The sequence below is a fragment of the Trinickia sp. LjRoot230 genome (assembly GCF_964253315.1).
GTDB lineage: Bacteria > Pseudomonadota > Gammaproteobacteria > Burkholderiales > Burkholderiaceae > Trinickia.
On the sequence record NZ_CAXUQX020000002.1, the window covers coordinates 827,616 to 853,367 of the forward strand.

At 59.6% G+C, this 25,752-nt stretch carries 28 protein-coding genes; 9 read left to right on the forward strand and 19 right to left on the reverse strand.

The genetic code is table 11. The features are described 5' to 3' along the window. Positions 1 to 75: 75 nt before the first annotated feature. From ACSQ20_RS22700 to ACSQ20_RS22725, 6 genes are all read right to left on the reverse strand, one after another. Entirely contained in the window at positions 76 to 582 is a 507-nt protein-coding gene (locus tag ACSQ20_RS22700; protein ID WP_436024443.1) for a CreA family protein, read from the reverse strand. Positions 583 to 598: 16 nt separating this feature from the next. Beyond that, a complete protein-coding gene (locus tag ACSQ20_RS22705; RefSeq protein ID WP_436024445.1) occupies positions 599 to 889 on the reverse strand; it encodes a hypothetical protein in 291 nt (96 codons plus the stop codon). 61 nt (positions 890 to 950) lie between these two features. Then, complete coding sequence (locus ACSQ20_RS22710) at positions 951 to 1,604, reverse strand: ProQ/FinO family protein (protein ID WP_436024447.1); 654 nt, start codon at positions 1,602 to 1,604, stop codon at positions 951 to 953. 175 nt (positions 1,605 to 1,779) lie between these two features. Continuing rightward, on the reverse strand, positions 1,780 to 3,225 hold the full coding sequence (locus tag ACSQ20_RS22715) for a virulence factor family protein (protein WP_436024449.1): 1,446 nt from the start codon (positions 3,223 to 3,225) through the stop codon (positions 1,780 to 1,782). Beyond that, positions 3,222 to 5,819, reverse strand: a complete 2,598-nt coding sequence (gene mprF, locus ACSQ20_RS22720; RefSeq protein ID WP_436024451.1) for a bifunctional lysylphosphatidylglycerol flippase/synthetase MprF — start codon at positions 5,817 to 5,819, stop codon at positions 3,222 to 3,224. The genes ACSQ20_RS22715 and mprF overlap by 4 nt, the downstream gene beginning before the upstream one ends. A gap of 277 nt (positions 5,820 to 6,096) precedes the next feature. After that, on the reverse strand, positions 6,097 to 6,564 hold the full coding sequence (locus ACSQ20_RS22725) for a YaiI/YqxD family protein (protein ID WP_436025823.1): 468 nt from the start codon (positions 6,562 to 6,564) through the stop codon (positions 6,097 to 6,099). A 193-nt stretch (positions 6,565 to 6,757) separates the two neighbouring features. Here ACSQ20_RS22725 and ACSQ20_RS22730 point away from each other — a divergent pair, with 193 nt between their 5' ends. Then, positions 6,758 to 7,360: a phosphatase PAP2 family protein gene (locus tag ACSQ20_RS22730; RefSeq protein WP_436024453.1), complete on the forward strand. Its 603-nt coding sequence runs from the start codon at positions 6,758 to 6,760 to the stop codon at positions 7,358 to 7,360. A gap of 24 nt (positions 7,361 to 7,384) precedes the next feature. On the opposite strand, the gene ACSQ20_RS22735 is transcribed toward ACSQ20_RS22730, so the two are convergent. Then, positions 7,385 to 7,927 carry a DUF488 domain-containing protein gene (locus ACSQ20_RS22735; protein WP_436024455.1) on the reverse strand — a complete coding sequence of 181 codons (543 nt, stop codon included), beginning with the start codon at positions 7,925 to 7,927 and terminating at the stop codon, positions 7,385 to 7,387. A gap of 265 nt (positions 7,928 to 8,192) precedes the next feature. Between ACSQ20_RS22735 and ACSQ20_RS22740 the strand changes: the two genes are divergently transcribed. Both ACSQ20_RS22740 and ACSQ20_RS22745 read left to right on the forward strand, forming a co-directional pair. After that, a complete protein-coding gene (locus ACSQ20_RS22740; RefSeq protein WP_436024457.1) occupies positions 8,193 to 8,717 on the forward strand; it encodes a DUF3455 domain-containing protein in 525 nt (174 codons plus the stop codon). Positions 8,718 to 8,739: 22 nt separating this feature from the next. Beyond that, the gene (locus tag ACSQ20_RS22745) at positions 8,740 to 9,837 is read left to right on the forward strand and encodes a hypothetical protein (RefSeq protein ID WP_436024459.1); all 1,098 of its coding nucleotides are present in this window, start codon (positions 8,740 to 8,742) and stop codon (positions 9,835 to 9,837) included. A 10-nt stretch (positions 9,838 to 9,847) separates the two neighbouring features. Here the strand turns inward: ACSQ20_RS22745 and ACSQ20_RS22750 are convergent, their stop codons facing one another. Next, positions 9,848 to 10,324 carry a hypothetical protein gene (locus ACSQ20_RS22750; protein ID WP_436024461.1) on the reverse strand — a complete coding sequence of 159 codons (477 nt, stop codon included), beginning with the start codon at positions 10,322 to 10,324 and terminating at the stop codon, positions 9,848 to 9,850. A 125-nt stretch (positions 10,325 to 10,449) separates the two neighbouring features. On the opposite strand from ACSQ20_RS22750, the gene ACSQ20_RS22755 reads away from it, so the two are divergent. Further along, positions 10,450 to 11,154: a glutathione S-transferase N-terminal domain-containing protein gene (locus ACSQ20_RS22755; protein ID WP_436024463.1), complete on the forward strand. Its 705-nt coding sequence runs from the start codon at positions 10,450 to 10,452 to the stop codon at positions 11,152 to 11,154. On the opposite strand, the gene ACSQ20_RS22760 is transcribed toward ACSQ20_RS22755, so the two are convergent. The 5 genes from ACSQ20_RS22760 to ACSQ20_RS22780 all read right to left on the reverse strand — a co-directional run bounded on the left by ACSQ20_RS22760 (position 11,151) and on the right by ACSQ20_RS22780 (position 18,840). Beyond that, positions 11,151 to 14,369, reverse strand: a complete 3,219-nt coding sequence (locus tag ACSQ20_RS22760) for a bifunctional diguanylate cyclase/phosphodiesterase (RefSeq protein ID WP_436024465.1) — start codon at positions 14,367 to 14,369, stop codon at positions 11,151 to 11,153. The genes ACSQ20_RS22755 and ACSQ20_RS22760 overlap by 4 nt on opposite strands. 25 nt (positions 14,370 to 14,394) lie before the next feature. After that, positions 14,395 to 14,814, reverse strand: coding sequence for a phosphate ABC transporter substrate-binding protein (locus ACSQ20_RS22765; RefSeq protein ID WP_436024467.1), 420 nt, complete (start codon positions 14,812 to 14,814; stop codon positions 14,395 to 14,397). Between the two features lie 9 nt (positions 14,815 to 14,823). Further along, the gene (locus ACSQ20_RS22770; protein ID WP_436024469.1) at positions 14,824 to 15,930 is read right to left on the reverse strand and encodes a hypothetical protein; all 1,107 of its coding nucleotides are present in this window, start codon (positions 15,928 to 15,930) and stop codon (positions 14,824 to 14,826) included. A 174-nt stretch (positions 15,931 to 16,104) separates the two neighbouring features. Then, positions 16,105 to 16,941 (reverse strand): hypothetical protein, encoded by an 837-nt coding sequence (locus ACSQ20_RS22775; protein ID WP_436024471.1) that lies wholly within the window; start codon positions 16,939 to 16,941, stop codon positions 16,105 to 16,107. 441 nt (positions 16,942 to 17,382) lie between these two features. Beyond that, a complete protein-coding gene (locus ACSQ20_RS22780) occupies positions 17,383 to 18,840 on the reverse strand; it encodes an aldehyde dehydrogenase family protein (protein WP_436024473.1) in 1,458 nt (485 codons plus the stop codon). A 151-nt stretch (positions 18,841 to 18,991) separates the two neighbouring features. Between ACSQ20_RS22780 and ACSQ20_RS22785 the strand changes: the two genes are divergently transcribed. Continuing rightward, entirely contained in the window at positions 18,992 to 19,912 is a 921-nt protein-coding gene (locus tag ACSQ20_RS22785; protein ID WP_436024474.1) for a LysR substrate-binding domain-containing protein, read from the forward strand. 18 nt (positions 19,913 to 19,930) lie between these two features. Here ACSQ20_RS22785 and ACSQ20_RS22790 read toward each other — a convergent pair whose 3' ends face one another. After that, on the reverse strand, positions 19,931 to 20,194 hold the full coding sequence (locus ACSQ20_RS22790) for a transcriptional regulator (RefSeq protein ID WP_436024476.1): 264 nt from the start codon (positions 20,192 to 20,194) through the stop codon (positions 19,931 to 19,933). 242 nt (positions 20,195 to 20,436) lie between these two features. Between ACSQ20_RS22790 and ACSQ20_RS22795 the strand changes: the two genes are divergently transcribed. The 4 genes from ACSQ20_RS22795 (at position 20,437) to ACSQ20_RS22810 (ending at position 22,349) form a co-directional block, all read left to right on the forward strand. Beyond that, positions 20,437 to 20,754 (forward strand): hypothetical protein, encoded by a 318-nt coding sequence (locus tag ACSQ20_RS22795; RefSeq protein ID WP_436024478.1) that lies wholly within the window; start codon positions 20,437 to 20,439, stop codon positions 20,752 to 20,754. A 427-nt stretch (positions 20,755 to 21,181) separates the two neighbouring features. Then, positions 21,182 to 21,430, forward strand: a complete 249-nt coding sequence (locus ACSQ20_RS22800; protein WP_436025825.1) for a DUF1488 domain-containing protein — start codon at positions 21,182 to 21,184, stop codon at positions 21,428 to 21,430. A 488-nt stretch (positions 21,431 to 21,918) separates the two neighbouring features. Beyond that, the gene (locus ACSQ20_RS22805) at positions 21,919 to 22,086 is read left to right on the forward strand and encodes a hypothetical protein (protein ID WP_436024480.1); all 168 of its coding nucleotides are present in this window, start codon (positions 21,919 to 21,921) and stop codon (positions 22,084 to 22,086) included. 56 nt (positions 22,087 to 22,142) lie between these two features. Further along, positions 22,143 to 22,349, forward strand: a complete 207-nt coding sequence (locus ACSQ20_RS22810; protein ID WP_436024482.1) for a hypothetical protein — start codon at positions 22,143 to 22,145, stop codon at positions 22,347 to 22,349. Positions 22,350 to 22,394: 45 nt separating this feature from the next. Here ACSQ20_RS22810 and ACSQ20_RS22815 read toward each other — a convergent pair whose 3' ends face one another. From ACSQ20_RS22815 to ACSQ20_RS22835, 5 genes are all read right to left on the reverse strand, one after another. Further along, entirely contained in the window at positions 22,395 to 23,645 is a 1,251-nt protein-coding gene (locus ACSQ20_RS22815; protein ID WP_436024484.1) for an IS256 family transposase, read from the reverse strand. Between the two features lie 172 nt (positions 23,646 to 23,817). Further along, the gene (locus tag ACSQ20_RS22820) at positions 23,818 to 24,027 is read right to left on the reverse strand and encodes a hypothetical protein (protein ID WP_436024486.1); all 210 of its coding nucleotides are present in this window, start codon (positions 24,025 to 24,027) and stop codon (positions 23,818 to 23,820) included. 163 nt (positions 24,028 to 24,190) lie between these two features. Next, complete coding sequence (locus ACSQ20_RS22825; protein WP_436024488.1) at positions 24,191 to 24,604, reverse strand: type II toxin-antitoxin system HicB family antitoxin; 414 nt, start codon at positions 24,602 to 24,604, stop codon at positions 24,191 to 24,193. Positions 24,605 to 24,646: 42 nt separating this feature from the next. After that, a complete protein-coding gene (locus tag ACSQ20_RS22830; RefSeq protein WP_436024489.1) occupies positions 24,647 to 24,919 on the reverse strand; it encodes a hypothetical protein in 273 nt (90 codons plus the stop codon). Between the two features lie 437 nt (positions 24,920 to 25,356). Beyond that, complete coding sequence (locus ACSQ20_RS22835; protein ID WP_436024491.1) at positions 25,357 to 25,593, reverse strand: hypothetical protein; 237 nt, start codon at positions 25,591 to 25,593, stop codon at positions 25,357 to 25,359. Between the last annotated feature and the right edge of the window lie 159 nt (positions 25,594 to 25,752).

The window sequence follows — 25,752 nt, forward strand, 5'->3', positions numbered from 1 at the left end:
TGCATTGACGGATAAAGCGAGCGCGAACGACAGCGCGTTCGCGCTCGCTTCAAGTGGGGTGGGGCCAGGCCGGCCCTACTTCACGGGAATCTGCGTTCCCGTGGCCACCGGTACCGCCGTCACGCTGTTTTTTGCACTGCCGGATACGACGCGGTCGCTATAGGTCAAATAAACAAGCGTATTGCGTTTTACGTCGACGATCCGCACAACGTGCAGCGTCTTGAAGATCAGCGAGATGCGTTCGGCAAATACATCCTCTTGCTGCCGTAGCGGCTGTGCGATGCGGATCGGGCCGACCTGTCTGCATGCAATCGATGCCTCGGTCGGATCTTCAGCCAACCCGAGTGTTCCTTTAACTCCACCTGTGCGTGCTCGTGAGACATAGCACGTCACGCCGGCAACCGCAGGATCATCGTACGCCTCGACGACGACGCGGTCCGACCGCAGCAGCCTGAAGTTTGTATTGACGCTACCGATTTCTTCCGCAAATGAAGACGATGTGCCGATTGCCAGCGACGCAAGCGCCGTTGCAACGAACGGCCACAGTTTGAAAACAGTAAGACGGCAGATAGCGATCTTCATTCGGTTGCACAGATACTTAGGTGTCCTCACCATTTTTCGCCAAGCCTCGTCGCAGTAATTCATCGAGCAGGCCCGTCATACCGTCGGGGTAAGTCGCGGCACGTTCTTTGAGCATATCGACTAACTTCCCATCGAGCTTGCATGCGAACGGCACGAGGCCTTTTGCCTGATCCAGCTTGCGCTGCTCGCGCCGATCGAGCGGGGCATCGGCCGCGCCTTTGCCAAAACGGTCGGAGCGTGCCTGCTTCATCGATTGTGTCAATTTGAGTGCCTTGTTCTTTTCAAGGTCGGTTTTTTTCATTGGCATGCGACAGTGTCCTGCAGTTGGAATGGGTGATTCCGTGCGGATGCACGATGCATCGCTCGAATCAACGCGTGTTTGCTGCGTCGTCGCCCGTCGTAGCGGTGCCATCCAGCGACGATGCGTCAGGCGCTGGTGCGTCGTTTGCCGGTGCGTCGTTTGCCGGTGCGTTGGCCGCCACAGGCGCCCCGCTTCGCTTGTGTCGCGGGCCGCCGCCTTTGGCCTGTCTGCGCGCAAACGCGGCATCCCGGGCGGACACTTCGCCTGCCGGCGCGCCGTTTAGATCGACACGCGCCGCGCCTTCGGTCAAGCACGCCCAATAGCGGCTGCCGCGGCACCACGTGCTGACCGCCTCGCGGATTTCGGCTTCACTGAGTCCAAGTTCGCCAGCAAAGGCAACCAAGTCGGCGAAGATACCGATTTTTAGCGGCAACTTCGGCGCGGGATTTTTTGGGAACGCAACAGGAAAGCGCTTTTGCAGCTTGCCGATCACGCGAACGACCGGGTCGACCGGGTCGCTCTTCACGGCAGCGCGTCCGTTAGGCTTCGCCTGGGCGGACGGGGCACGCCGGGCGGGCTTCGCGGTTTGCGGGCCGGCCGACGGCGCTGGCCGCTTGGCGGGATTGGCTTCCTTGGCTTGCTTCGCCTCTTTGGCCTCCTTCGCCGCTCTCGCTTCCTTCGCCAGTTGCTTCTTAAGTTCTGCTAATTGCTCGAAACCCATGCTCGTCCTGTGACCGTGCATCAAAAGAAAGCTGAATACTAGCAGCCTCCTTGAGCCATTGCTGTTTCATTGAGTTTTCGCTAAAAACCGGTGTAGGCTGAACCGCCGGATTTTGTGCGCGCGCCAACGGTATTACTGCTCTGTTCGCAACAGGCAACAGAATACCCACGCGCGATTATTGGCCCGTGTGATTGCCGTTCGTATCCATGCGTTTTTCCCAGGCCGCGAGGATCTGGTCCTCTAACTCGGCGTAGCCGCCACCAAAATGATGTCCGCCAGACGTGCGCACGACCTCGCGCGTGCCGGCGAGCGCCGGGCACAATGAATCTTCCTCGTTTTCGCCGTAGAAACATTGAATAATGCCGGCGGGCATGCGGTCCACCTCCGGCCTTGCCGGCAACGCCCGGTCGCTTGGCGGCAAACCGAGCCAACCCGTCACGCGAACCTGAAAGTCCGCCGTCGGCGCGAAGCCCAGCAGCGAAACGAGCGCGACTTTCTCGCGCAACAGCGCTGGCAGCTTGTTATACGCGAAGGGCATGACGTCTGCGCCGAACGAATAACCGATCAACGCAACGGACTTCGTGTGCCAACGTGCGGTATATGCCTGCACCACGCGAGCGAGATCGTGGCTCACCTGCTGCGGCGTCTTCTCGCTCCAGAAATAACGCAGGCTGTCCCACCCGACGACCGACACGCCGTCTTTTTGCAGTTCCTCGCCGATGGTCTTGTCGAGATCGCGCCACCCTCCATCGCCCGACATCACGATGGCCAACATTGCCCTGGGGTGCGCGGCGGGCAATTCGATCAACGGCAAATCGGATACGTCCTGCTCGCCGGCCGTTTCCGTGAACAGGTGCGGACGAACGAGCGCCACGAGCGCATCGTTCTGCGGTGCAGCGCCGGCGGCGAACATGCGCGGCGGCTTATCCAGCAGCGGTGCCGCGAGGCGCTTATGGGCACCGGCATTATCGGAAGGCCGCAAGCCGGGCGAGTCAGCCCCCTCACGAACTGCAGAGCGCTCTGCTTGGCGCGTGGCGGCGATTGCGCTTTGCGTCGTCACACCGGTTTCGACGAAACCAGGCAATACGCTCCCACGGCTGACCGTTGGATCGGGAGGGCACGGATGGAAACGTCGGTCCAATGTGCCGTCGGCGTCGACCGATACGGCACCGGCAACGGTATTCGCAGGTGCCTGCGCCAACACATGTAATGCAAGCGTCGCCCCGGCGCCCGTGCCGGCAACGATCGGCGCGAAATAGCGGTCCGACTTGAGTTGACGCTCGAGCTGATGACTGACGGCCTCCGCGTCGCCGACGAGTTGCCGGCATGCCGGCCCGCTCGCTACGAGGTTCGCGGCATACCGCCCCGTATCGACCACCACGGTCAACGCGCCCTCACGCGCCAGCGCGCGGGCTGCGAGCTGATCGGCAGCCGTCGCGTTGTTTCGCGCGGAAAACAACACGACGAAGCCGCGCAACTCGCCCTGCGGCCACACAACGGTCACGTCGCCGTAACGCCCGCCTGGCACACTGGTTTCGGCAGCCTGCGCAGCGCCACACACCAACACGCCCGCCACTACAGCAAGCCACTGAAATTTTCGCAACACTGCACAGATCGTCATGAACGGCGCCCGCCCGCCAGAATTGAAAGGTCCACCAGCGTCACGAGCGCACTGACCCACCCCGACACCGCAAGATAGCGCGGCTCCCAGCCCGGTTGGAACTTGCCCTTGAAGGCACGGAGTCCTTGGAAATTATAGAAACGTCCACCGAAGCGCCACACCATCGATCCCAATTGATGAAGCGGCGAGCCCAGCGGCATCGGCTCTACCCCCGAAAATGGCGCGACGCCGAGACTGAGAGAACGGTAGCCCACGTGCTTTAGATGCAACGCGAGCGTGACGAAGAGATAGTCCATGACATAAGGCGATGCCTGCGGCAGATGACGCATCACGCCTATGGTTGCTTCGACGTTCAGGTCCGTCGTCATGAACGTCGTAAAAGCCACAGGCACACCTTGCTGCCGCACGATCATCACCGACTGTGCCGCCAGATACGCCTCGCTGAATGCAGCGACAGAAAAACTTTTCTCCCGCCCCGCGTGAGCATTCAACCAGCTATCTGAAATGCTGCGCAGTATGTCGAGATGCTCGGGGATGTTCGCCGCGTCGATGATCTCGGTCGTGCAACCATCGCGCTCCGCACGACGCAGCGCATAACGCAAACTCGACCGCTTGGGGCCATCCAGATCGAACGCATCGAGCGTGACTCGTGCCTCTTCACCAAGTTTCATCAGGGTGAGCCCCGAATCCAAATACAGCGGCAATGCATCGGCGCGGACTTGGTAGAACGCAGCGCGGCCTCCGTGGCTATGCGCGAGCCTGACGAATTTCTGAATCAACTCAGGCCATTCGCTGCGCGGCCCGACGGGGTCGTGCAGTGCGGCCCAGGTGCGTCCATGTTTCGCAAACATCAGAAACGCTTGCCGAGAATCGGAAAACAGAAAGCTCTTGTCTCCCATCATCGCAAGGCCGGCATCGCTGCGCTCTTGCAAACGAATGATCTGCACGGCGTCACTGAGATCCTTCGAGCTCGGGCATACGAAACGTCCGGCTGCGGGGCGCAGCAATTGCCACAGCGCAAATGCCGCAGCAAAGAGGCTGGCCGCCAGCATCGCCCGAAGCGATCGCGATGCGCGCTCGTCAAATGCGAATTGCCACCACAAATCGTTCTTGTAGGGAATGTTGCGATAGGCGAAGAACATGACCCAAGCCGCACAGATCAGCACGATCGCTACCGACACGAACCAGCCTGCCGTGAAGCGCTCAGCGAAGAGCGACGAGCGCCTGCTGAAACGTCGACGGGTGCACGCAAGCAAAATGAGCAGCGAGGCCAGCACGCCGGCCTCGACAAAGGCCAGCCCTTTGATGACCGACAACGCGAGGCTCAGCGCGGTGAGCCCGAACGTCAGCCACCATGCCGCATCGAGCCTGCGCAGCAAGCCGCGCGCGACAAAGAGCAGCAAGACGCCAAGCACGCCGCTCAACAGTTGCGAGCTTTCGAGTGCCCACAACGGCACGAGGTGGCTCAGAATAGCCAGCCGGCGCGCGAATGCAGGCGTTGCGCTCGACACCACCAGCATCGAGCCCGCGAGAAACGTGATGATGCACAGGAACAGCGGCGCAAGTTGAGACAGGCCCGCTACGCGACGCAGCCGCAAATGGCGGCCGAGCGCGCGCCCCTCGAAGCCGGCCATCACGCCTGCCGAGACCATCAACGGCAATCCGAAATAAATGACTCGATAGGCGAGCAGCCCCGCAACCAGCGCCGGCGCGTTCACGTCGCTTCCAAGTGCAAACACCATCGCCGATTCAAACACGCCGACGCCGCCGGGCGTATGGCCCAACATGCCGAGCAACAGCGATCCGGAATAGACGGCAAGAAAGCTGACGAAACTCACATTTGCATGCGGCAGGAACACCCACAAGGCTGCCGCGGCGCCAACCACATCGACAACACCGAGCGCGAGTTGGGCGATCAGGTCAGCTCGCGAAGGCACGTCCAGCACGATGCGGCGATTCCAGCGCGGCCGCAGCTGTGTCGTGCGTCGGCCGCACCAGCCGGTGACGGCGGCAAGCGCCGCAAGCACAACAGCACTACCCGTCATCAGCGTGCCAGGCGCGGTGTGCATCATGGCCGCTAGCGGCTCGGTGCCCCAAGCCGCACCCAGCGCGCTGACCAACAGCAGCGCCATGGCAAGGGAGACACTGGTAAACACGGTGAGGCGCCCGACCTGCGCGGGCGTGACGCCCACGGCGCCATAAACGCGGCAGCGTACGGCGCCACCCGTCAATGCGCCGAAGCCAGCGGCATTGCCGAGCGCGGAGCCGGCGATCGCGCCGATCCATAGTAGCGACTGAGGGATCTTCGCCGAAACATGGCGCAAGCCGATCGCATCGCGGGCCACCAGCGCGAAGTAGCTCAGAACGGTCGCACCAAGTGCCGCCAGCCATCGGTCTGGCGCGATGCTGAGCAACTGCCGGCTCACCAAGTGGTAGTTGATGCCCCGCGACATGTGCTGGAGCGCAATCAGCAACAACCCGCAAATCACGAGCGCGAATGCGGGCGACACAAGCCGCCTGTAGTTGATACGCCGATAGCTCGTGCAGAAGGCGGCAAACGCCTTCCGCACGCGGTCTCCGTTATATGACTGCATTTATGACTGCACTTTCCCTGAGAATGGGTCGCATGCGCCCGGCAACTGAGCCGGCGGCAGCGATGCACCACTCGTTAACCAAATGAAACGTATTCTGATACCCCGTCAACCAATCGATGCAGCAAATTGTGCTACATCAAACGCACGAGAGGTCGGTTTGGTTGACGCAAATATCATTAAAAACGAGGTGCTGGAGCGCGCCGCGCCTGCACAGATGGGGCTCGAACGCGTATTACGTCTTTTTTACCGAACCGCGCATCGCGCGGCGCGCCAGACGTCAAACGGCCGTTCCCGGTTTCGTATTGCGACGTGCGAGAAAGCGATCTAGTTGTCCCGCGAACGCGCGGCTATCGCGCGCACTATATGGCGTCGGGCCGCCTGTATCGACGCCGGTGCTACGCAACTGATCCATCACGGCGCGCATCGTCAGACGCTCCTCGATATTCTCTCGGCTGAACCAATTCCCGCGCGGGTCGAGTGCATAGGCGCGCTTGTCGAGAACCGCCGCGGCGAGCGGTATATCCGCGGTAATGACGAGATCACCGTCCGTCACTAATTCGACGATGCGGGCATCGGCGACATCGAAACCAGCGGGCACTTGCAACGCTTTGATGAAGGGCGAAGGCGGGGTACGCAAATACTGGTTCGCGACCAGCGTCACGCACACTTCGGCGCGGCGCGCGGCTCGAAACAATATGTCCTTGATGACCGCGGGACAGGCGTCTGCATCGACCAGCACTTGCATGGCGTTCGTTTCGTCGAGGGAATAGACGCTCATATTACTGCCCTACCACCGGCACTCATCGCATACTTTTTGTTGCCATTACATTTTTCTGACGACCATGTCGCTTATGGCTGTCGAAAGCCAGGCGTCTTAAGCAGTTGCTAAGGAAAGAAGGGAATAATGGATCCTTGTTCCTCTTGCGCACGTCGTCCTCATGAATACGCTGGAAGCTTTCAACCGACTCGCATTTCTTGCAATCAATGGCACGGCGGCAACGCCTCCGCCGTTCATCCATGCAGCCGTCGCTATCGCCAACTACTTCATCCTGGTACTGCCATTGTTGTTGGTCGCGATGTGGCTATCGGGCGACACGCGCGAGCGCGAACTCGCTTTACGGGCATGCTTGATCGCATTCGCAAGCCTCGGCGTGAATCAAGTGATCGGGGTCATTTGGCCGCATCCGCGCCCATTTATGATCGGCGTCGGCCATACGTTTCTCGCGCATGCCGCCGACTCTTCGTTCCCGAGCGATCACGCGACGCTCTTCTCCGCCGTTACGTTGACATTGCTGATGGGAAAGCGATGGGGGGTGGGCGCACTGATTCTGCTTTTCGGGATTGCGGTTTCATGGGCACGCGTTTTTCTCGGTGTTCACTTTCCGCTCGACATCGTCGGCGCCGTTGTCGTCGCCATCTCGGTCTATGTCGTTCTCGCGCCATTATGGAAGTTGGGCGGCGAGCCGACATCGCGCGCCATCATCGTCGTATATCGCAAGATTCTCGCGCGGCCGATCGCGGTCGGATGGCTGCGCCCGTGAACGCGGCGGCAGCGCGCCACCGAACTATGCGGCGTCTCTCGGCGGATAGATCAATGTGCCATCGGGTGTCACTTGTGCACCGGGCGTGAGCGTCGCCGGCACGACATGCCTCGCCTCGAGAATGTGACACACCTCCGCCCCGCGCGAAAGTAGATAGTCCGCGATGATGCGGCGATGGCAACGCCACCAGAGCGCCTCGGAACACATGATTGCGCACCGTTGCTGCGCGCCCAACTCGAGCAGCACGGCAAGCCCCGCACGAAACGCATCGGTGGCCGCATAGTCCGCATAGTTACGAAACGCTGGGTGTATCCAGTAACCGTTTGGCGACGGCGGCACACCGCGCGCCCGGCCACGTCGCCCACCCAGTTCGATCAGATGCCGATAGCCGATGTGTTGCTCGGCTAGCGCCGAAGGCACCGTGTCTTCGTTGAACTGCGGATTCGTGCGCGAGCGCGCAAAGCTGCGTACGTCGACAAGCAGTTGAATGTTCGAGTTCGTCAGCAAACCGATGAACTCGGCTAATGTGCGATTCGAATGGCCAATCGTGAAAAATAGACTCGGCATGGCGGCCTCGTCGATATGTTTCGGCAGACGGAGTGGAATGAAAAACTAGCAAGAAACCGACCCACAGGCATCACCGCCATTTATTGTTGCCGTTATATCGCATTTACCGAATGGTGCAGGTTGTCGTCACTTCGCCGAAACGGGCAGCTGTCGGCTGCTCGCATGCAGCTTCGCGAGCGTATCGACTGTTTCGCCTGGATTGAGCGGGAATGTCCCCTTGCCTTCACAATGAAGCAATTGCCACATTCCACGGATCGATCTGCCAATGAGCCTGCTTTCAGTTACGCGACGTCACCGCATTTCGTTAGCACTCCTTACGTTTTATCTGTTGACGGCTATAACGGCAGCGCACGCGGAAGAATCCATTCCCGCACCGCTCAACGCGCCCGACGTCAGCCCTTTCATTAGCACGCGCGCCTCCGGCGTCCAAATCTACGCGTGCGAATACGACCGCGATCACCATTTGTCATGGACGCTGCAGCGTCCTGACGCGACGCTGTACGATGCAAGCGGTCGATCGGTTGCCGTGCATGGCGCTGGGCCGTCGTGGCAGGCACCCGACGGAAGCCGCGTCGTAGGCAAGGTCATCGCGCAAGCGGCCAGCCAGAATCGGCAAAGCATTCCTCAACTGCTGCTGGAAGTGCACAGCACGGCCGATGGGACACTCGCCGCCGCTCGCTTCGTGCAGCGACTCGATACCGTGGGCGGCCTGCCCCCCGCAGATTCGTGTGGCCGCGAACACGAAACGGGCAAGTCGCCCTACCTCGCTCGCTACGTTTTCTTGAAGTAACCAATCAGCAGGGAGATTGTCGATGCAAAACGTAGGCGCAACCGGGCCAGGGGGCTCATCGTGGAGTGACTGGGCTGCTGGCGCGCCCGCCGAGGAGCCGGCAACGTCCAACCCGCAGCGCCCTGGGCACAACACGCCAGATCCGTTTGGCAGCATGCCGCAACGACCTGTGCAGGCGTCTACCGGCGACAACGCCCCTCGGGGCAATGCGCGCTTCATTGGTCACACGGGCACAGGCGGACTGCTGACATCGCTAGCGGCCACAGCCGTCTTTTACGACGTGCGCGGACTCAACCCGGCCTACGTTTCGCCGGATATCGCTGCGCGCATCTACGATATGCAACCCGTCGTCGTATTCGACACCAGCATTTTCATGAAAGACCTCGCGCCCGAGAACGTGGACGAGGCGAGCGCTCGATTGGTAAAACAGAAAAACGAAGGCCTCCAACTCTTGGACATGCTCGATGCGTTGTGCCAGCACCGTCCGAACGTCTATACGCTGAATGCCACACGCATTTCAAGCGATTCGAGGTCGCGCTTGCACATTCTGCGCGCCATGAACAAAGCAGCCGGAGCGCCGACGTTGACAGGAACGCTAGAAAAAATCCGGGCCGACCTGATAAAAGAACCACGCGGCACGGACGTCGCACTATACCTCTTCACCGGCAGCCTGCCGCCCGACGGCCACCACAGAATAGCGAGCAGATGGTCGTTCGAAAGCCGGCTGATTGAACTAATGCGAGGCATACCGGTAATCGATGCCAACGGTGTCACACATAGGCGGCAGGTCAGCATCGCGTTGCGGTACCTTGGCAATGACAACGCCGATTTCCATTACCAGACACCGTATGACGACTCGTCGCACGAAGCCGCGGAGCGCACGAGCATCACACGTCTGGCCGAGGTGCGCGCGCACGGCAGCACCGCAGCGTATTACCGTGCGCTGTGCGACGCACGCACGGGCGGCATCGAGCGCCTGACCTTCAACAAGGACCCTGCATTGGAAATCGAGAAGGCGCAGTTGGCCGGCTACCAGATCTCGACAGAGGATGTCGCGCTAAAGAACATGGTCGGAATGCTTTCGCCGAGACCGAGCACCGAAGAGGAGCCAGTTTCGTGACGTCGTGCGCCTACCGGCCGCGTATCACGTCGGAGCGAGAGGTCGTATAGACGACGGCCGATTTGTCGAAGTGCACGTTGAAAAATGCCTCGCCGCTCGGCCCGCCCTCCTGCCACTTCCAACTCCATACCGTCTCGGGTTTCAATCGATAAACCGCGACCTCCGCCGGTTTGCCGAGCACTTGCCGCACTTCGTCTTGCGTCATGCCGCAACGGATTCGCGCGAAATTGTCGGCGCTGAGCGCTTGGGTCAGCGCGCTCAGCTTGCCGTCCGGCGCGATGTCGACCATATAGGTGGCGAGGCCTTGCGGGCCGCGCGGATACTCGAGACGCTTCGCGCCGTCGGCAAACGTGCGCTCCGTTTCGGGCTTGCCCATTTGCTCGCGGATTTGCGCCTCGGTCGTGCTACCCGGCGTTAGACCTCTGAGCAGCAGTGTGTCGGGTTTGATCGCGTTAAAAAAGTCCCGCAGCTTTCCCATCAGACGCATCCTCGTCGAGCGGCGCAGCCGACATAAAACATCGGACTCCTAATCAATGCCGCAGCATAACGCAGATCGGAAGGGTAAACTGATGGACCAATGCAATGCCCCCACTCCCCTTTTCGAGGATACGCATGACCGCCTTATCCACCTTCCCTATCACCGTTAAATGGCCTGCCCGGCACCCCGAGCGCATTCAGCTTTATTCGCTGCCGACACCGAATGGCGTCAAAGCGTCGATCATGCTCGAAGAAACCGGGCTTGCTTACGAGCCCCATCTCGTGAGCTTCGATACGAACGATCAATCGTCGCCGGAGTTTCGCTCGCTCAATCCGAACGCGAAGATTCCGGCCATTCTCGATCCGCACGGCCCCGGCGATAAACCATTTGCGTTATTCGAATCGGGCGCGATCCTGATTTACCTCGCCGACAAAACGGGGCAATTCATTCCGTCCGATGACGCAGGCCGCTATGAAACCATTCAATGGCTGATGTTTCAAATGGGCGGCATCGGACCCATGTTCGGACAGGTGGGTTTTTTCCACAAATTCGCCGGCAAGGCGTATGAAGACAAGCGGCCGCGCGATCGTTACGTGGCCGAGTCTCGCAGGCTGCTCAAGGTACTCGACGAACGGCTCGCCGAGCGCGAATGGATCATGAGCGACACCTACACGATTGCCGATATCGCCACGTTTCCGTGGGTCCGCAATCTGATCGGCTTCTACGATGCGCGCGAGCTGATCGGCTTTGACGATTTTGCACACGTCAAGCGCGCGCTCGACGCGTTTGTTGCACGGCCGGCCGTGACGAGAGGCCTCACCATTCCGAGCCGCGGCTAAATTCGAAGCGGGGCGCACATCGTCGACGTTACGCTAGCGAGCATCGCCGCGATTTCGCCAGGACGAACCGGATGACTGAACAGATAGCCTTGAATTTCATGACAATCGTTGTCTCGCAGAAAATCGGCCTGGGCCTGCGTCTCGACGCCTTCCGCTATCACCTTCATGTTCAGTTGCTGGCCTAGTGAGATCACGGCGTTGACGATCGCCTTATCGTCTTCCCCATTCGGCAGTTCGCGCACGAAGGATTGATCGATCTTCAGACGCGCGATCGGGAAATGTTTGAGCGCGCTCAAACTCGAATAGCCCGTGCCGAAATCGTCGATCGACAACTTCACGCCCATGTTCTCGAGCTTGCGCATGGTTTCGACTGCGCCGTCGAGATTCTGCATGATCATGCTCTCGGTAAGCTCCAGTTCGAGGTATTGCGGATCGAGCCCAGTCGTGTTCAATGCACTTGCCACGCTCTCGACCCATTGCGGATGAAGAAACTGCCGCGCCGATACGTTCACCGACACCGTGATTGGCGGCAGCCCCGCATCCTGCCAGCTTTTGTTCTGCTCGCAGGCGCAGCGCAACACCCACTCGCCGAGCGGGACGATCAAGCCCGTATCTTCGGCAATCGGAATGAAGGTCGCCGGCAAGATTGTGCCGTCGGTCGGATGTTCCCAGCGCAACAATGCTTCCACGCCAAATACGCTTCCCGTGCGCGCGTCCACTTGCGGTTGATACAAGATGCGGAATTCGCTTCGCGCCAGCGCTTCGCGCAGTTGCTCGCGCCAACGCAGCCGCTCGTGAACCTCGATGTTCATTTGCGGCGTATAAAACTGGTAGTTGTTGCGACCCAGCGCCTTGGCCCGATACATCGCCGCGTCGGCGTTCATCAACAATGTTTCGGCATCCTCACCATCGGCCGGGTAGCTCGCTATGCCCATGCTGCAGCTCACCTGATACTTCTTGCCCATCAGGTCAACCGGCTCGAGCATCGTGTCGCGCAGCCGCTCGACGATCGTCCTTACAGCGAGCGCATCTTGCGATTCGTCGAACAACACCAGCACGAATTCATCGCCGCCAAGACGCACTACCGTGTCGGTCGCACGCGCATGGCTCACCATCCGTTGCGCAATCGTCTTGAGCAACGTATCGCCGGCCCGGTGGCCCAGGCTGTCGTTGATCAACTTGAAGTTGTCGAGATCGGCGAATACCACGGTTACGCTGCGCCGGTATCGCCGCGCTTGCAGCAGTGCCTGACCGAGGCGGTCGCTCAGCAACGTGCGGTTCGGCAGACCCGTCAACGCATCATGATTCGCCATATAACGGATGCGTTCTTCCGCACGGCGGCGTTCTATCGCGATGCCTGCAATGCGAATCGCCGTCGCAATCGTCTGGGCTTCGACATCAGCAGGATGTGTGTCTGCGTTCGCAAAAAGACTCAACGCGCCGAGCGCGTCCCCATCGTGCGAGAGGATCGGATTCGAGCGGCAGCTCGTGAAGGCCTGCATGTTTGCCTCAGCCATCGCCTCGACATAGCGCTTGTCCCTCAGGTTCGCGACATGCACAGGCTGGCGTGCGTGAATGGCGAGCGCGGCAAAGGCAACAGCCGGGCCGATCAGTTGACCGTTCATCGCCTTGATGAACTCGCTCGGCAAGCTCGGCGCGGCGCCGACGCGAACGTGCAGCCCATCGTCATCGCGCAGCAAAATCGCGCCGGCAAACCCGGTGAGTTGCGATTCGAGCAAGTGCATCAGCCGGGCAAGCACGTCGTCGAGCGGTGTGCTGGCGGCGATCATCTCGAGCACCTTGCTCTGCTCCGCGCGCCAAGCCTCGGCCCGCTTGCGTGCGCTGACGTCGCGAACGATCGCGACTACGCCGCCGTCCACCCGAACCACCTGCCGATGCAGCCAGAGTTGCGAGCCGTCCCATCGCGTGTACAGCCACTCACGCTCTTCGAACGCGCCGGTTTCATACACGCAGGCGAACTCTTCTAGCGGACGGTCTCCCGCCACATTCGGAAAGATTGTTTCGAGCGGCGCGCCTATCAGACCACGGCGGGGCCTCGCCGCAATTTCGACACCACGCCGGCTCACATCACGCAGCACGAACCCGACAACGTTGCCGTGCGCCGTCCTCGTGCGCGCCGAAGTGCCGACATGAGAGATGACGGACTCCCATACGAAGAACGCATCGAGGCTTGCTTCCGACGCAGCGAAATAGGTTTGCTGCAACTGTCGTGTGCGCGCTCGGCTTTGCGCCAGTTGCCGGCTCTTCAAAGTAAGAATGGCCGCAACTGTGAGCAGCAACACGCTGCCTGCAGCCGTTTCGAGCAGGTAGACGAGGCGCCGATGGCGAAACTGCGCGAGCTGTTCGTCCTGCGACAACGCCATGATGGCAACCAATGGATAGCCATGCAGCACGCGCAAGTTCGTAAAGCGCCGAACGCCGGCATCCCAGGGCTGCGTGCCGAGCGTCTGCGCTGATTGTGCGATGTGCGCAAGCGGAGCCATACCTCCACTCCATGACGCGTTGTCGCCAACCTGAAGGATCCGCATGAAGCCATCAGTACCGAGCACACCGAGCAAGCCCTGCTTGCCCATGCTTGCCGCGTCGTAGCCACTGGTGAAATAGGCGGGATCGACGGCAAGCGTGACGATGCCCGCGAACTCGCCGGCCGCATCGGCAAGGCGTCGGCTGAAGACTAGCTCCGACACGCCAGAATGCGGACTCACGGACGTCTGGCTGATGAAGAATTTGCCACTATCGCCGGCTCGCTGCGCCACGAAATAAGGTTCGTTCGATACATTTTCGAATGGCCCTTTGCGAGTGCTCGCGCGAACGTTCCCGAGGCGGTCGGCAATCGCCACGTCGAACACGATCGTCGAAGGCAACATGTCCCTGCTTTGAAGATCCGCGAGCGCGGCATTGCCCCGTACAACATAGGCGAACGCAACGGCTTTCAACGTCTGGTCGATCGCATCGAGATTGCGTACGAGCTGTGCCTCGTAGGTGTCGGCAAGTTCTCGACTCAGCTCAATCGCGGCACGCGTCGCGGCTTCTTGCTCCACCGAGACAACGCGAATCACCAGCGCCCATGTGGTCAACAGCAGCAACAGCGCGAAGACCGGGAAGATCAGATGAGTTGACAACAGACGGCCATCACCGGGCTTGCGCTGCCAGGCGGGGCGTGTGTCGCAATCATCTGGATCGACGTGATTCATCAGGGTCTCGGTTGCAATCGAAATATCAATGCAGCGTCAAGACGGCCTTGACGGTCGAATCAAGCTCGCTCTTGTCGATGTAGCCGATGGCATGCGAGTCGCCCGATACGAGCTTTTTTATCGCTGCGACATCGCCAACTTCGCGGGGAGGCTGCCCGCGCCCCGTGAAGATGAGCTTTGACCAATACGCGCGCAACTGTGCGGGCGATTTGCGCAACACCAGCTTGTAGAAATCAGCTCGGCTGGCCGAGTCGTCGGCCTGGTCGATCGGCATCATTTCCGTGCCACGACCGAGATAGATGTCCGCAACCTCGTTTTCGCCGAGCAACGTAAGCGGACTTTTCGCCGATACGATCACAACGAGCTGAGCCTGGCTTGCCGGCGCGAACAGCCATAACGCGATGCCGACAATGCACGATCGAGCGATGTTCGTTGCGGTGCTCATCTCCGCACCTCAGAAGACGAAGTCAAGAGCGGCGGTCACAACGTTCGCGCCGCTGCCCAGACGAAAATTGGGCTGCTCGTTGATGAAAAGTCCCGTCGAATTCGCGGGCGTCCATACGTGGTCGTACTGCACTTTCAAATCGACGTTTTTGGCGAAATCCCACCGCAGGCCGGCCGATAGGTCCTTCTGGCCGCGGTTGTAGTTCGGAATGTTCAACGGATGATTTAGTGAGTACTCCTGAGCATAGGTCACATAGGGCGTGAATCGATTGATTCTGACGCCCGCCGTCGCGTAGCCGGACAGATATCCCGGCGTGAGGCCAGCGGCGGTTACGCGCGCGATCTCCGCCTGGACGAACCAACGCTCCATATCGAAATTCGCGCCCGCGCTATAAATGGCGGCTGCCGCATCGCTTGCAAACGGCAGCTTCACGCGCGCACGCATGTAGCCCACGCGCGCTGTCAGCGCGCGATATTCGAACGTATCAAAGGCGCCGAAGATGGCGGACACGCGGCTCTTGAACCCCGAAGGGTCGGAGAATGTCGTGTAGCCATAAACAAGGCGAATGGTGTTGGTGACCGAGCCGAGATGCGCGCGGTACGACGCATCGATGCCGTCGCTATTAGTGATTGGCTCGATGCTGTACAGCTCCCGCGGCACGCGCACCCACGGGTTGGCATAGCCAACTTCGCGATAGTCCGAGGCGAGGAACGTCGGTAATTCAATGCGACCGATCCGGACGTTGAGGTCCGGCGTGAACGCATAGTTCAGGTTCGCCCATTCGAGCGTCGGCGTAAACGTATTGTCGAAATTGTTGTGCGCAACGACCTGTACGAGCGCCGAGAGCTTGCTTGTGAACTGCGCGTTCAGTTGGACGCCCACTTTTGTATCGTCGGCCACGTCGATCTTATGACTGGCACCGGCGCCGCGCGGCTCCAACGAGGTACTTGAGAAATCGGCCGTGTCAAGGCTCGAGTGCGTCACACCGAACGTGCCGAACCCACTGAGCGTAAACATCGACCGAGGACCGTCGGCCCGCGCGTTCGGCACCGCAACCGCCAGAGCGGCACAGCATGAGACGAACGTCAGAGCGAGCCGGCTGGGGGCAAAACGCATAAACCTTACTCGTAATCGGATGATTCAACTGCGCATGCCACGGGGAATGCGGTATGCGGCGCGTCTGCGCAAACCGGGACACGCTCTTCCAGTTGTTTACGGCCGATTGCCGCGATTCTTTATGGCTTTAGGGGGTCTGTGCAGATTCGCCCGAAATTTGTCTCTATTGGGCTGCTATAGCCGAGGTATCGCATCGACGTCGATCATGGGGCTCATTTCGTCATACCTGTGCCGCCTCAAGCTGGCTCTGATCGTTGCAGCGTGCCTGCCATCCAACCATGCATTGAGCTGCGTCTGAATGGCGTGTTCGTTGCGCGGACCGCGCTCGGGCAGCACACCGCGTACGATCCGATGTTCCGTTGTTGCGAGATCCGGGCGGCTGCGCCACATGACGTGAATCCAGATCGGCGCCAAATGATCGAGGTCTTCAACGACGTCCAGGTCGTTATTGCGTAGCGTCTTCTTCGTATCGACGATTGCAGCCACGCCATCGATGAATTCGGGATGTTCGCCCGCGTCGATCTCAGCCATGCCTTTGTCGGATCGATAAAAATTGACGGACCAGCCGCACTGCAAAGCGATTTGGCGCGCCGACGAAACGTACTCCGTACTAAGCGTCACGGTTTCGCCGTCACGCAGTTTTTGAGCCAGCGCGTTCATCTTTTCAGGCCGCGCCGCCACAGCGAATCTTGCGCTTGGATGTTTCAGTACCGGAAGGTCGTTCAAATGGGTCGCCGTGCCGTGAACCCGTGCGTCGAGCACCTGGTGCGATCCAGCGAATCCCATGCGACCCAGCTTGTGGGCAACAAAGTGAGAAATCGCCGCGTCTCGCATGTACTTGAATCGCACGAGCTTGCGGTTGATGAAAAGCGTTCCAGTGGGCGCCGTCTTCGACGTGCTTACGTCGATATTCAAGGCTCTCAGATATTCGGCGACGAGCCGCTCGTAGCGCCCTTTCGACAGCGCCAACAAGGTCGTATCCGACATCACTGCTGCAATGAATTTCAACATTGCTTCGTCGTCCGAGGCAGGTTGCCACTCCGGCATGGCGATATGACTATGTCGATAAGACACTCGCGTTCGAGGCGAACGCGCCTCTAATAGATCCGCCAGGACGCCAGCGCGGCCGATGACGTTCGTTCCACGTTGGGCAGATTGCGCCCCATCCCCCACTTGCAGCGGCAAAGCGGTCGGCGATGAACTCTCGGTCGCGCAGAACCGACTGGGCAGGAGGGACGGGTTCAATCTGGTACAGCACCGGGCCGGAAGGCCGCAACGGTGACGTCTAATTAAGAGATCGCAGAATATAGCCCGCTTACGCGTGGGTATCTGCCATCGTGCGAAGCAAGCGCGCAGGTGCCGAAACAGATGAACCGCCCTATGCGTTGCGATGCCGTGATTCCCCGATCCGCCGCCAATCAATGAAAATGCTTGCACTCCTGAGCGATTGTTTCAATCGTAGTACCCGAGGATCGACTTGACCTCCATGTACTCTTCCATGCCTTCAATCCCATACTCGCGCCCATTCCCCGATTGCTTGTACCCGCCAAACGGCGCCTGCGGGTCCCACGCCGGATAGTTCAGATGCACTTGGCCCGACCGGATACGCGCGGCTGCCGCGCGCACGAGTGCCTTGTTTGTGCCCTGAACATGGGCACCAAGCCCATAAACCGTATCGTTCGCGATGGCGATGGCTTCATCGACGGTGTCGTAAGGAAGAATTGCGAGCACCGGACCGAAGATCTCCTGCTGGGCGATCGTCATATCGGTTCGCACATCGGAGAAGATAGTCGGCCGCGCATAGAAACCGCTGCTGAATCCCGGTGGTCTTCCGAGGCCGCCCACGATCAGCTTCGCCCCTTCGTCGATACCGGCTTCAATCATCTGCTGAACTCTGCCGAACTGCGCCCGATTGGCCAGCGGACCATGCGTCGTCGCGTCGGCGAACGGGTCGCCAACGATCATCTGCCCCGTTGCCGCAACGGCCAACTCGTTGGCTTCATCGAGCACATTGCGCGGGACGATCAAGCGGGTCGGAGCGCTGCACGACTGGCCCATATTACGGAATGCGGCCGCAACGCCGAGCGAAATGGCACGCGGCAAATCGGCATCGGGTAGTACAACATTCGGAGACTTTCCGCCAAGCTCCTGAGCTACGCGCTTGACGCTCGGCGCGGCCGCTTGCGCAACCAGCACACCGGCACGCGTCGAACCGGTGATCGACACCATATCGACTTGCGGATGTGACGCGAGCGATGCGCCTACATCCACGCCAGTGCCGTTCACCAGGTTGAATACGCCTGCCGGAACACCGGCGTCTGCGATGACTTCTGCAAACAGCAACGCGCTTAGCGGCGCGAGCTCGCTCGGTTTTACGACCACGGTGCAGCCCGCGGCGAGTGCAGGGCCGACTTTGGCCGTAATCTGATATATCGGCCAGTTCCATGGCGTGATCAACGCGCACACGCCAATCGGCTCCCGCACGACCGCAGTCGTTCCACGTTGGAACCTGAACGGATAATTCGCCAGATTGTCGCGCGCGACCCGGATATGTTCGGCCGCGAGCGGCACATGCGTGCCACGCGCATAGCTGATTGGCGCACCCATCTCCATTGTCAGCGCCGCGGCAAAACGTTCGGCACGGTCGACCATCAAAGCATGAACGCGGTCGAGCAGCGCGGCACGTTCCTGCGGCGAAGTTGTTGACCAGGATTCGAAAGCGTTGCGTGCGGCCTGCACCGCGCGGTCGGCGTCGCGTGCGTTGCCAAGCGGAATTTCGCAGAGCCTGCCTTCAGTTGATGGACAAACGACCTCTATCCGCTCGCCGCCCGCGGGCGTAACCCATTTCCCATCGATAAAGAATCGATCCAGCCTTCCGGCTTGCATCAGGTGACGAACAGGTGAGTTCATTGCAATGTGTCCTTGCGTCGGTCCGCGCCGAACTTCCATCTGGCCGACGCCGAGCGCTATCCGGGCCGTATCAGGTCAACGCGAAACACTATAGAAAAAAATCGTCTGGTCTTGTTTAATGCCGAATGAACCCATCGTTAAAGGCACGTTAATGCTCGAACTCGAAGACATGCGCCTGTTCCGTGCGCTGGGCGCGTCGCAATCGCTTGCCGCGGCCGCGAGGTTATTGAATCTCACGCCGCCCGCAGTCACGGTCCGCCTTCAGCGCATAGAAGAAAGAATGGGACTACGCCTTGTGACGCGCGCGGCCAGGGGCATTTCACTCACCAACGAGGGCCAGCACCTGGTTCAGGAAGCGATCGAAATCCTCGAACGAATCGAATCGATTCCCTCGCGTGTCTCGGGAGAATCAAGCGGGGTAAGCGGCCATTTGCGCGTCGTGGCACCGTTCGGGTTCGGACGAGCCTATGTCGCGCCACTGGTTCGCGATCTTCATCTCTCCCACCCGAACCTTGCGATCTCGCTCATTCTGTCGGAGAGCCCGCTCACGGCAGCCTCCGGCGCCGATGCGGTCGTCTCGATCGGCAACGTCAAAGCGTCCTCCTGGATAGGGCATTATCTCGCTCCGAACGACCGCTTCCTGTGCGCAAGCCCCTCCCTTGCGCGTCGCCTGTCGAAGCTCGAGCATCCATCCCAACTCACACGGTACGAATTTCTGAGTTTGCGAGAGAACGACGAAGATGTGACCCGCCTGCGTTTCACTCAGCGCGATGCGGCGGGAAAGCGTGCAAGCAAAGCCGTCACGATCCGGCTCGATAGCGCGTTGTCGTCGAACGACGGCACCGTGGTCACGGACTGGGCGGTCGGCGGCCTGGGCATCGTCGAGCGATCCGAATGGGATGCCGCACGGCTGATCGCGGACGGAAAACTCAAACGCTTATTGCCGGCATGGCGCCTCGAACCCGCGCCGATAATGGCGCTGACGCCTACGCGTCAGGGACTGACGATCCGCCAGCGCGTGTTTCTCGATGCCGCAAAGCGCGCCTTCAGCCCGATCCCCTGGCGCAATTGACGGAGCGTTTAACGTGACTTAACGATCGCTTTTATCGAAGACGCCAGCTTCGAGATCCTGTTTGAAATGCTGCACCCACCCGGTTTCGAAGCCGATGAGGTATTCCCTCGCAATTTGTGTTGATAGTCTGGTTACAGTGACATATCCCTGCAGGCCGACGTTTTCGTCGCTCTTGGGGTCAGTCGTATCCGTTTCCTGCAGTTCGAATTCACCTTCTGCCAGTCCTTTGCGCTGCAAGGTCGCTAGGAATGCCTGACGTTCATCTGCTTCGATCAGTTGCATCTTCCACTCTCCCGTCTGTCCGACAGCGATATTCGTGGTCCCCTTCACAGCGTTATCCGGGGCCGATCTGGTCGCAGTCGGGATTCCCCAGCGTACCGCTTTTGTGCACGCGCTCAATGGACAATTGTCCAGACATTTTGGTCATAGTTCCTGCCATCGCAGCCCATACGCAGGCCGATAGTTGAGGCTCGTTGGCCACAACAGGCCTACACTCAGAATGGGATAAATGCCGGAGCAATGCCATGACAGACGCTACCCCCCAAAGCACATTTCGCGGTCTTCCCCTGACGCCGGAGCAGGACGCAGAAGTCAGGCACTACATAAAGAAGAAAGAGCAGCATGGCGCGCCGTGGGACACGCCCGAGTTGCAGGCCATGCTTCGAGACATGCTGGAGCCCCCAAGCGACGACGACGGAGGATTCGGCTCCACCGTCGACGAAACGAAGGCGGCCACAGAACGCGCGACAGCTTCCATCGACGAGACCATGGAACCCATTGAAGCCCGCGAAGAACGGAATGCTTCGATGGAAACCGAGGGTATGAAGGGACCGAAGCGTTGAATCCCCGGCAGCGCTCGCGACTGGTGTTGAATCAACCTAGGCGTTCGGACCGTGGCATGAGCTTGCCGGGAACCGAATATCACATCGAATTCTTCAAGGTCGAATTGTATAAACGTTTCGGAAAACTGAACTCCAAGGATTCCAGGTAAATAGAGACGTCGGCGCCAGCCAAAGGGTATACAGTGGGCAGACCGGTCGCCTATGCGCGGCCTCCAGCTTCGGAGCCCATCATGCGATCGCAATTCAAACCTGCTTCGGCTGCAATTGTCAGCGAGAGCGAGTACGCCATCGAACGCAGGGCGCGTGCTCATATACTCGACGCAGCGGATGCTCTGAGAGCAGAGAAAAGACGCATCAGTTGCGCCGCGATCGATTCCAACGCCAGTAAGTGGCGCTACTCGGCCGTGCCCGCGAAGAGTTGATCACGATGCTTCAATTTCCCAACCCCAGCCGTAGCTATGATGCCTCCCGACATTGCGTATGTTTCTGGGGGTACGACAATTCGCGCGAAATCACCTTCATGGTCGACGACGCCATGCTCAGAAATCTGCAGCCTGGCGTTGGATCCGACGAGCGTTCGGTGCTTGGTGCCTTTGACGAGCTTCGCGAAAAGGTTCTCGAAATCGCCAAGAAGCAGTATGTCGGCGGTTCGCAGAATCGATACTCGATTTCATGAGCTACAGACCTGTCGCGAGAATGCTTCCAGATCTGCCGATCCCCGGCTTCCTGGAGCGCCCTGCACAGCGCCCTAACGGGGCAACGTCGCTTCGCTTCTGACGGCGATCAGAGGCGCCGCCATCGCCTGTGCTGCAGTTAGCGCAAGTCGGAATCGACCGTTCGTCCGGCCACGCCGGAACGTCATCCTTGGACCCGCTGACTAGCGTCGCTGGCTGTATCGCACTATGCCGCCGCGCGACACGGTTCGCACAAAACAAGGAACGTTGAATGAAGATGGCTCCCGCTATTTCCTGGTCAACTAAAATTATGAGTAGGGTTCAGGCCTCAAAGGAGGCTGCCATGACCCAGTCAATGATCAGTTTTGTAGTGGGGATCGTGATGCTGCTATGCGTCGCGATGCTCGCGGCGGCACGGCACAGGCGAGAACATATTGACAAGCCGATTACTCAGGAGACGTGCATCCAATAGCGGATTGAAAAGGATGATATGACGTATGCAATGTGGGGCATCGCGATCGGGCTGGCGCTGATGTTTGGCGTGTCGCTGCGGCGATACAGGCGCAGCGTTCTGCGCAAGCGCGAGATTCGTTGGATGGATGAGCACCATCTATTGGACCGGCTACGGGAGCAATTGGGATGGTCGCTCAAGAAATGACACACGCTGGGCAGCTTGGCACGTTGCAAAGACTACTTTTTGAAGGAGTTGGCGAGATGACCATGAATTACGCAGGCAGGTCGCACGATGAAGCTGTGGCAGCGCGACACGGGCAGAAGCAAAAGGCACAGGAACAGGCCGGCGGCGAAATGGCGATCGAAGGGACGGAGGCCGACGCGGAGCATAGTTGCGGCGAGCTCTCCGAGCGGGGAAAGCAGGTATGGCGAACTGGAAGCGGGATCAACGGTGGGGGAAAGGAGTGATGGTCGGGGTTGTCAGAATTTCCGTGTTCAAGGCGGGGCTAAGATTCACACGGATGGTCGCACGAATCGGTCTGCGTAAAGGATAGCGAATTGGTTCATGGCCTGCTTCCAATCGTGAGCAGAGCGACTCCAGCCGGCCGTTATGTTGCGCAGTGCAAGCCAGATGAGTTTCGTGGCGGCATCATCGGTCGGGAAGTGGCCTCGCGTTTTGATGATCTTGCGCAGTTGCGCGTTGATGTTTTCAATTTCATCCGTTGTATAGATCACCTTGCACACCGCCGGCGGAAATGCAAAGAACGGAATCACGCGATCCCAAGCATTGCGCCAGGCGGCGCTGACGGTCGGGAACCGCTGCCCCCACGGCCCTTGGGCGAAGGCATCGAGTTCGGCCTGCGCTGCCTCGGCGCTCGGGGCTGTGTAGATCGGTCGGATCGCCGCGGCCAACGCCTTACGGTCCTTCCAGCTCGCGTACTCAAGGCTGTTGCGAATCAGGTGCACGATGCAAGTCTGCAGCGTGGTTGCCGGGAATACCACTGCCAATGCTTCGGGCATGCCCTTCAGGCCGTCGGTCACGGCGATAAGGATATCGTGGACACCGCGGGTCTTGAGATCGTTGAACACCTTCATCCAGAACTTGGCACCCTCGGTGTTCTCGATCCACAGGCCCAGAATATCGCGCGTGCCGTCGGGCAGCACGCCAAGTGCAAGGTAGACGGCCTTATTTCGCACGACCGCGTCTTCGCGAATTTTGACCCGCATCGCATCGAAGAACACCACGGGATACATCGGTTCGAGCGGCCGGGATTGCCAGGCGGTGACTTCCGCCATCACCTCGTCGGTGACCGAACTGATGAAATCGGGCGACACCTCGGTGCCGTACTGCTCCTGCACGAAGCCCTGAATCTCGCGTACGGTCATGCCGCGGGCGTACATGGCGACGATCTTCTCGTCGAAGCCCGTGAAGCGTCGTCCGTGCTTCGGAATCAGCAGCGGCTCGAAGCTGCCATCGCGATCGCGTGGCACTTCGATGCGCATTGGACCGTCTTCGATCAGCACCGTCTTGGCGCCAGTGCCGTTGCGTTGGTTCGTCACGGCAGCGGGCTTGGCAGCGCCAGACGGATAGCCGAGATGATGATTCATTTCGCCACCCAGCGCCCGCTCTATCAACGCCTTTTTCAGGGCCATCGTCGCGGCGTTAATCGATTCGGCTGTCATCGGGCCGCTGCCGAATTGCTCAAGCAGCTCGGCGGGGATCGCCGGCAGGTCTGCAGGTAGGGCTTTCAGTTTGCGAGGCATATATTCTCCTGGGGAGCATCATATGCCTTGAACACGAAATTGCTGACAACCCCAACAATTCACTTCGCCCGCTGTAGCAAATCCGTTCCGCTACTCCGGTACCATTTGACCCAACCCGTCTACGCCGTTTCGAGAGGCTCGCTGCAGCCTTCGTTATGCATCAGACCGACGTTCAGGGTCGCATAAAGCCGCTTCCTGCACCCAGCCATTTTCTTGCGTGCCTGACCCATTGCTTCGGTGTTCTCTGTCGGATCCCTTCGGCGGCATTTCGCTCCCTACCTCCCTCGACCGTCGGCATGCCATCATCCGTCGCATTCGCCGCAGCCTCTCTCTGTCTTCTGCTTTCTGCCAGTTCTTCGGCATTTACCTGGTCATCATTCATGACGTACTCCTACTATGTAATAAACTGGTTCGCCAACAGGCGGTTTGCGTCGCCCTCGATAGTCGGGACGACGCAGCACATCGTAAGTTCGAGTCTTGATTGCTGATGCCGGTCGTGGCGTGCGATGTCATCCGTCAGCGGGCACCCGCCAGACAACCGGCGTCTAGGGCAATTGCCCTTCGTCCCGATTCCCAAGTTCGTGTACGGCAGCCAACGTAAAGAACGTAGCGAGCGTCGAGTGACGCTCTTTTGCTGCAGCATCAACTCTTTGCAGCAGACTCTCGGGCAGACTGAATTGAACGCTCGCGGCTTTCGAGGTAACCCGCGCCAGATTGATCTCGATGAACATCCAGATCCCTTCCCCATCGTCCATGTCGAGCGATTTCAATTTCGACGTACTACAGGTGGGAGCGGGTATGAGTTGCTCGCTGCGGTCATACATCAGCTCGACAACCTCCAGTGCGTTGCGTTTCAATTCATCGAACGAATGGCCACGCGCAACTGCTCGGGGCAAATCAGGAAAACTGGCACGAAAACCGGCGACTCCATCACGGTGCACATACAGCGGATATTGCATGACTTGCTCCACTCAAGCCTGGGCTAACTGACATTCGATGCGTCAGAGTCCGGTCGCCTCAACCTTGCCATCGACGATGTCTTTGCCGAATTGCATCGCGACGTCGATGGCGTCGCCCGCGGTAGTGGGACTTCCCGCGTCGAACAACGTTGCATAGCGCCGGGCCTTGACCTCGCTGGAGGGAATGGTGTCGATTCGCACGACGGATGAAAACTGGCGCGGACCTTTGGCATACGGGTCACGGTGCAGCGGGAATACCTGGTGAGAGTACGCACGTAGCTCGTACCCTCTGTATTCGATAGTGGGGATGGTCATGATGGCGCGCTCCTTAAGCGATATTGACCGTCATGAACCCATGCCTGTCCAGATGCTAAAAAGTGCGGTCAAGTCATCTGGATCTTTTCACCATGCGCTCAATGCCATTGAAAAGCAAACTAAATCGTGACTTGGTGAATGTGAAGCTTGCGTCGTGCCGGCATCGCAAAGACGACCTACGCATGCACATCGTTTTCGGGCTTGCACGCGAGCATCGTATCGCTATCGCCTACGCAATGTCGGTACCGCGGTATCCGGCGTCCGGCTGCCGGCGCGAGCTCGACGGTTTCCAGCTTCATGCCCCTGAGCACACATCACCCAGCGGATTGTCGAGCTACGCGACGGTCAGCGGCCGTTCCCGAAAGCAAGTCAAAGGTCTCAAAATGGGCCGCACCCGCTCCGGTCACTGTGAGACCGAGCCGGGGAAACAGATGGAATCAGTCAACTGGGCCAAGCAACACGTCGACTGCAGCTTGTCCGGCGATTTCGCCTACCAAGTAGGCCCAGCGTTCAGTGAAGGGGCCGTTGCGCAGTGATATGCGGCCTCCTCGCGCGCCGAGCACCCCAAGGTTAGTGCCGCCTATTATCTGAAAAGTCACGTCAAACGTGTCTCCAGCAGCCGGAGTCAATTCGACGTCGATCTCGAAGCCGCGATACGCGATGAGTCGGTGCATCAAAGCCCCCTTTGGTCATTGGAGATTAACATTGAAGGACAACCCCGAACGGTCTGCACAGTAATCAAGCTAGATAGTCACACACGCGCCAACATACGACCATCCAAAGGGTGCTAACCGCAGGCCTCAAAGCACAATGGTCGATTCGATGAGTGCACA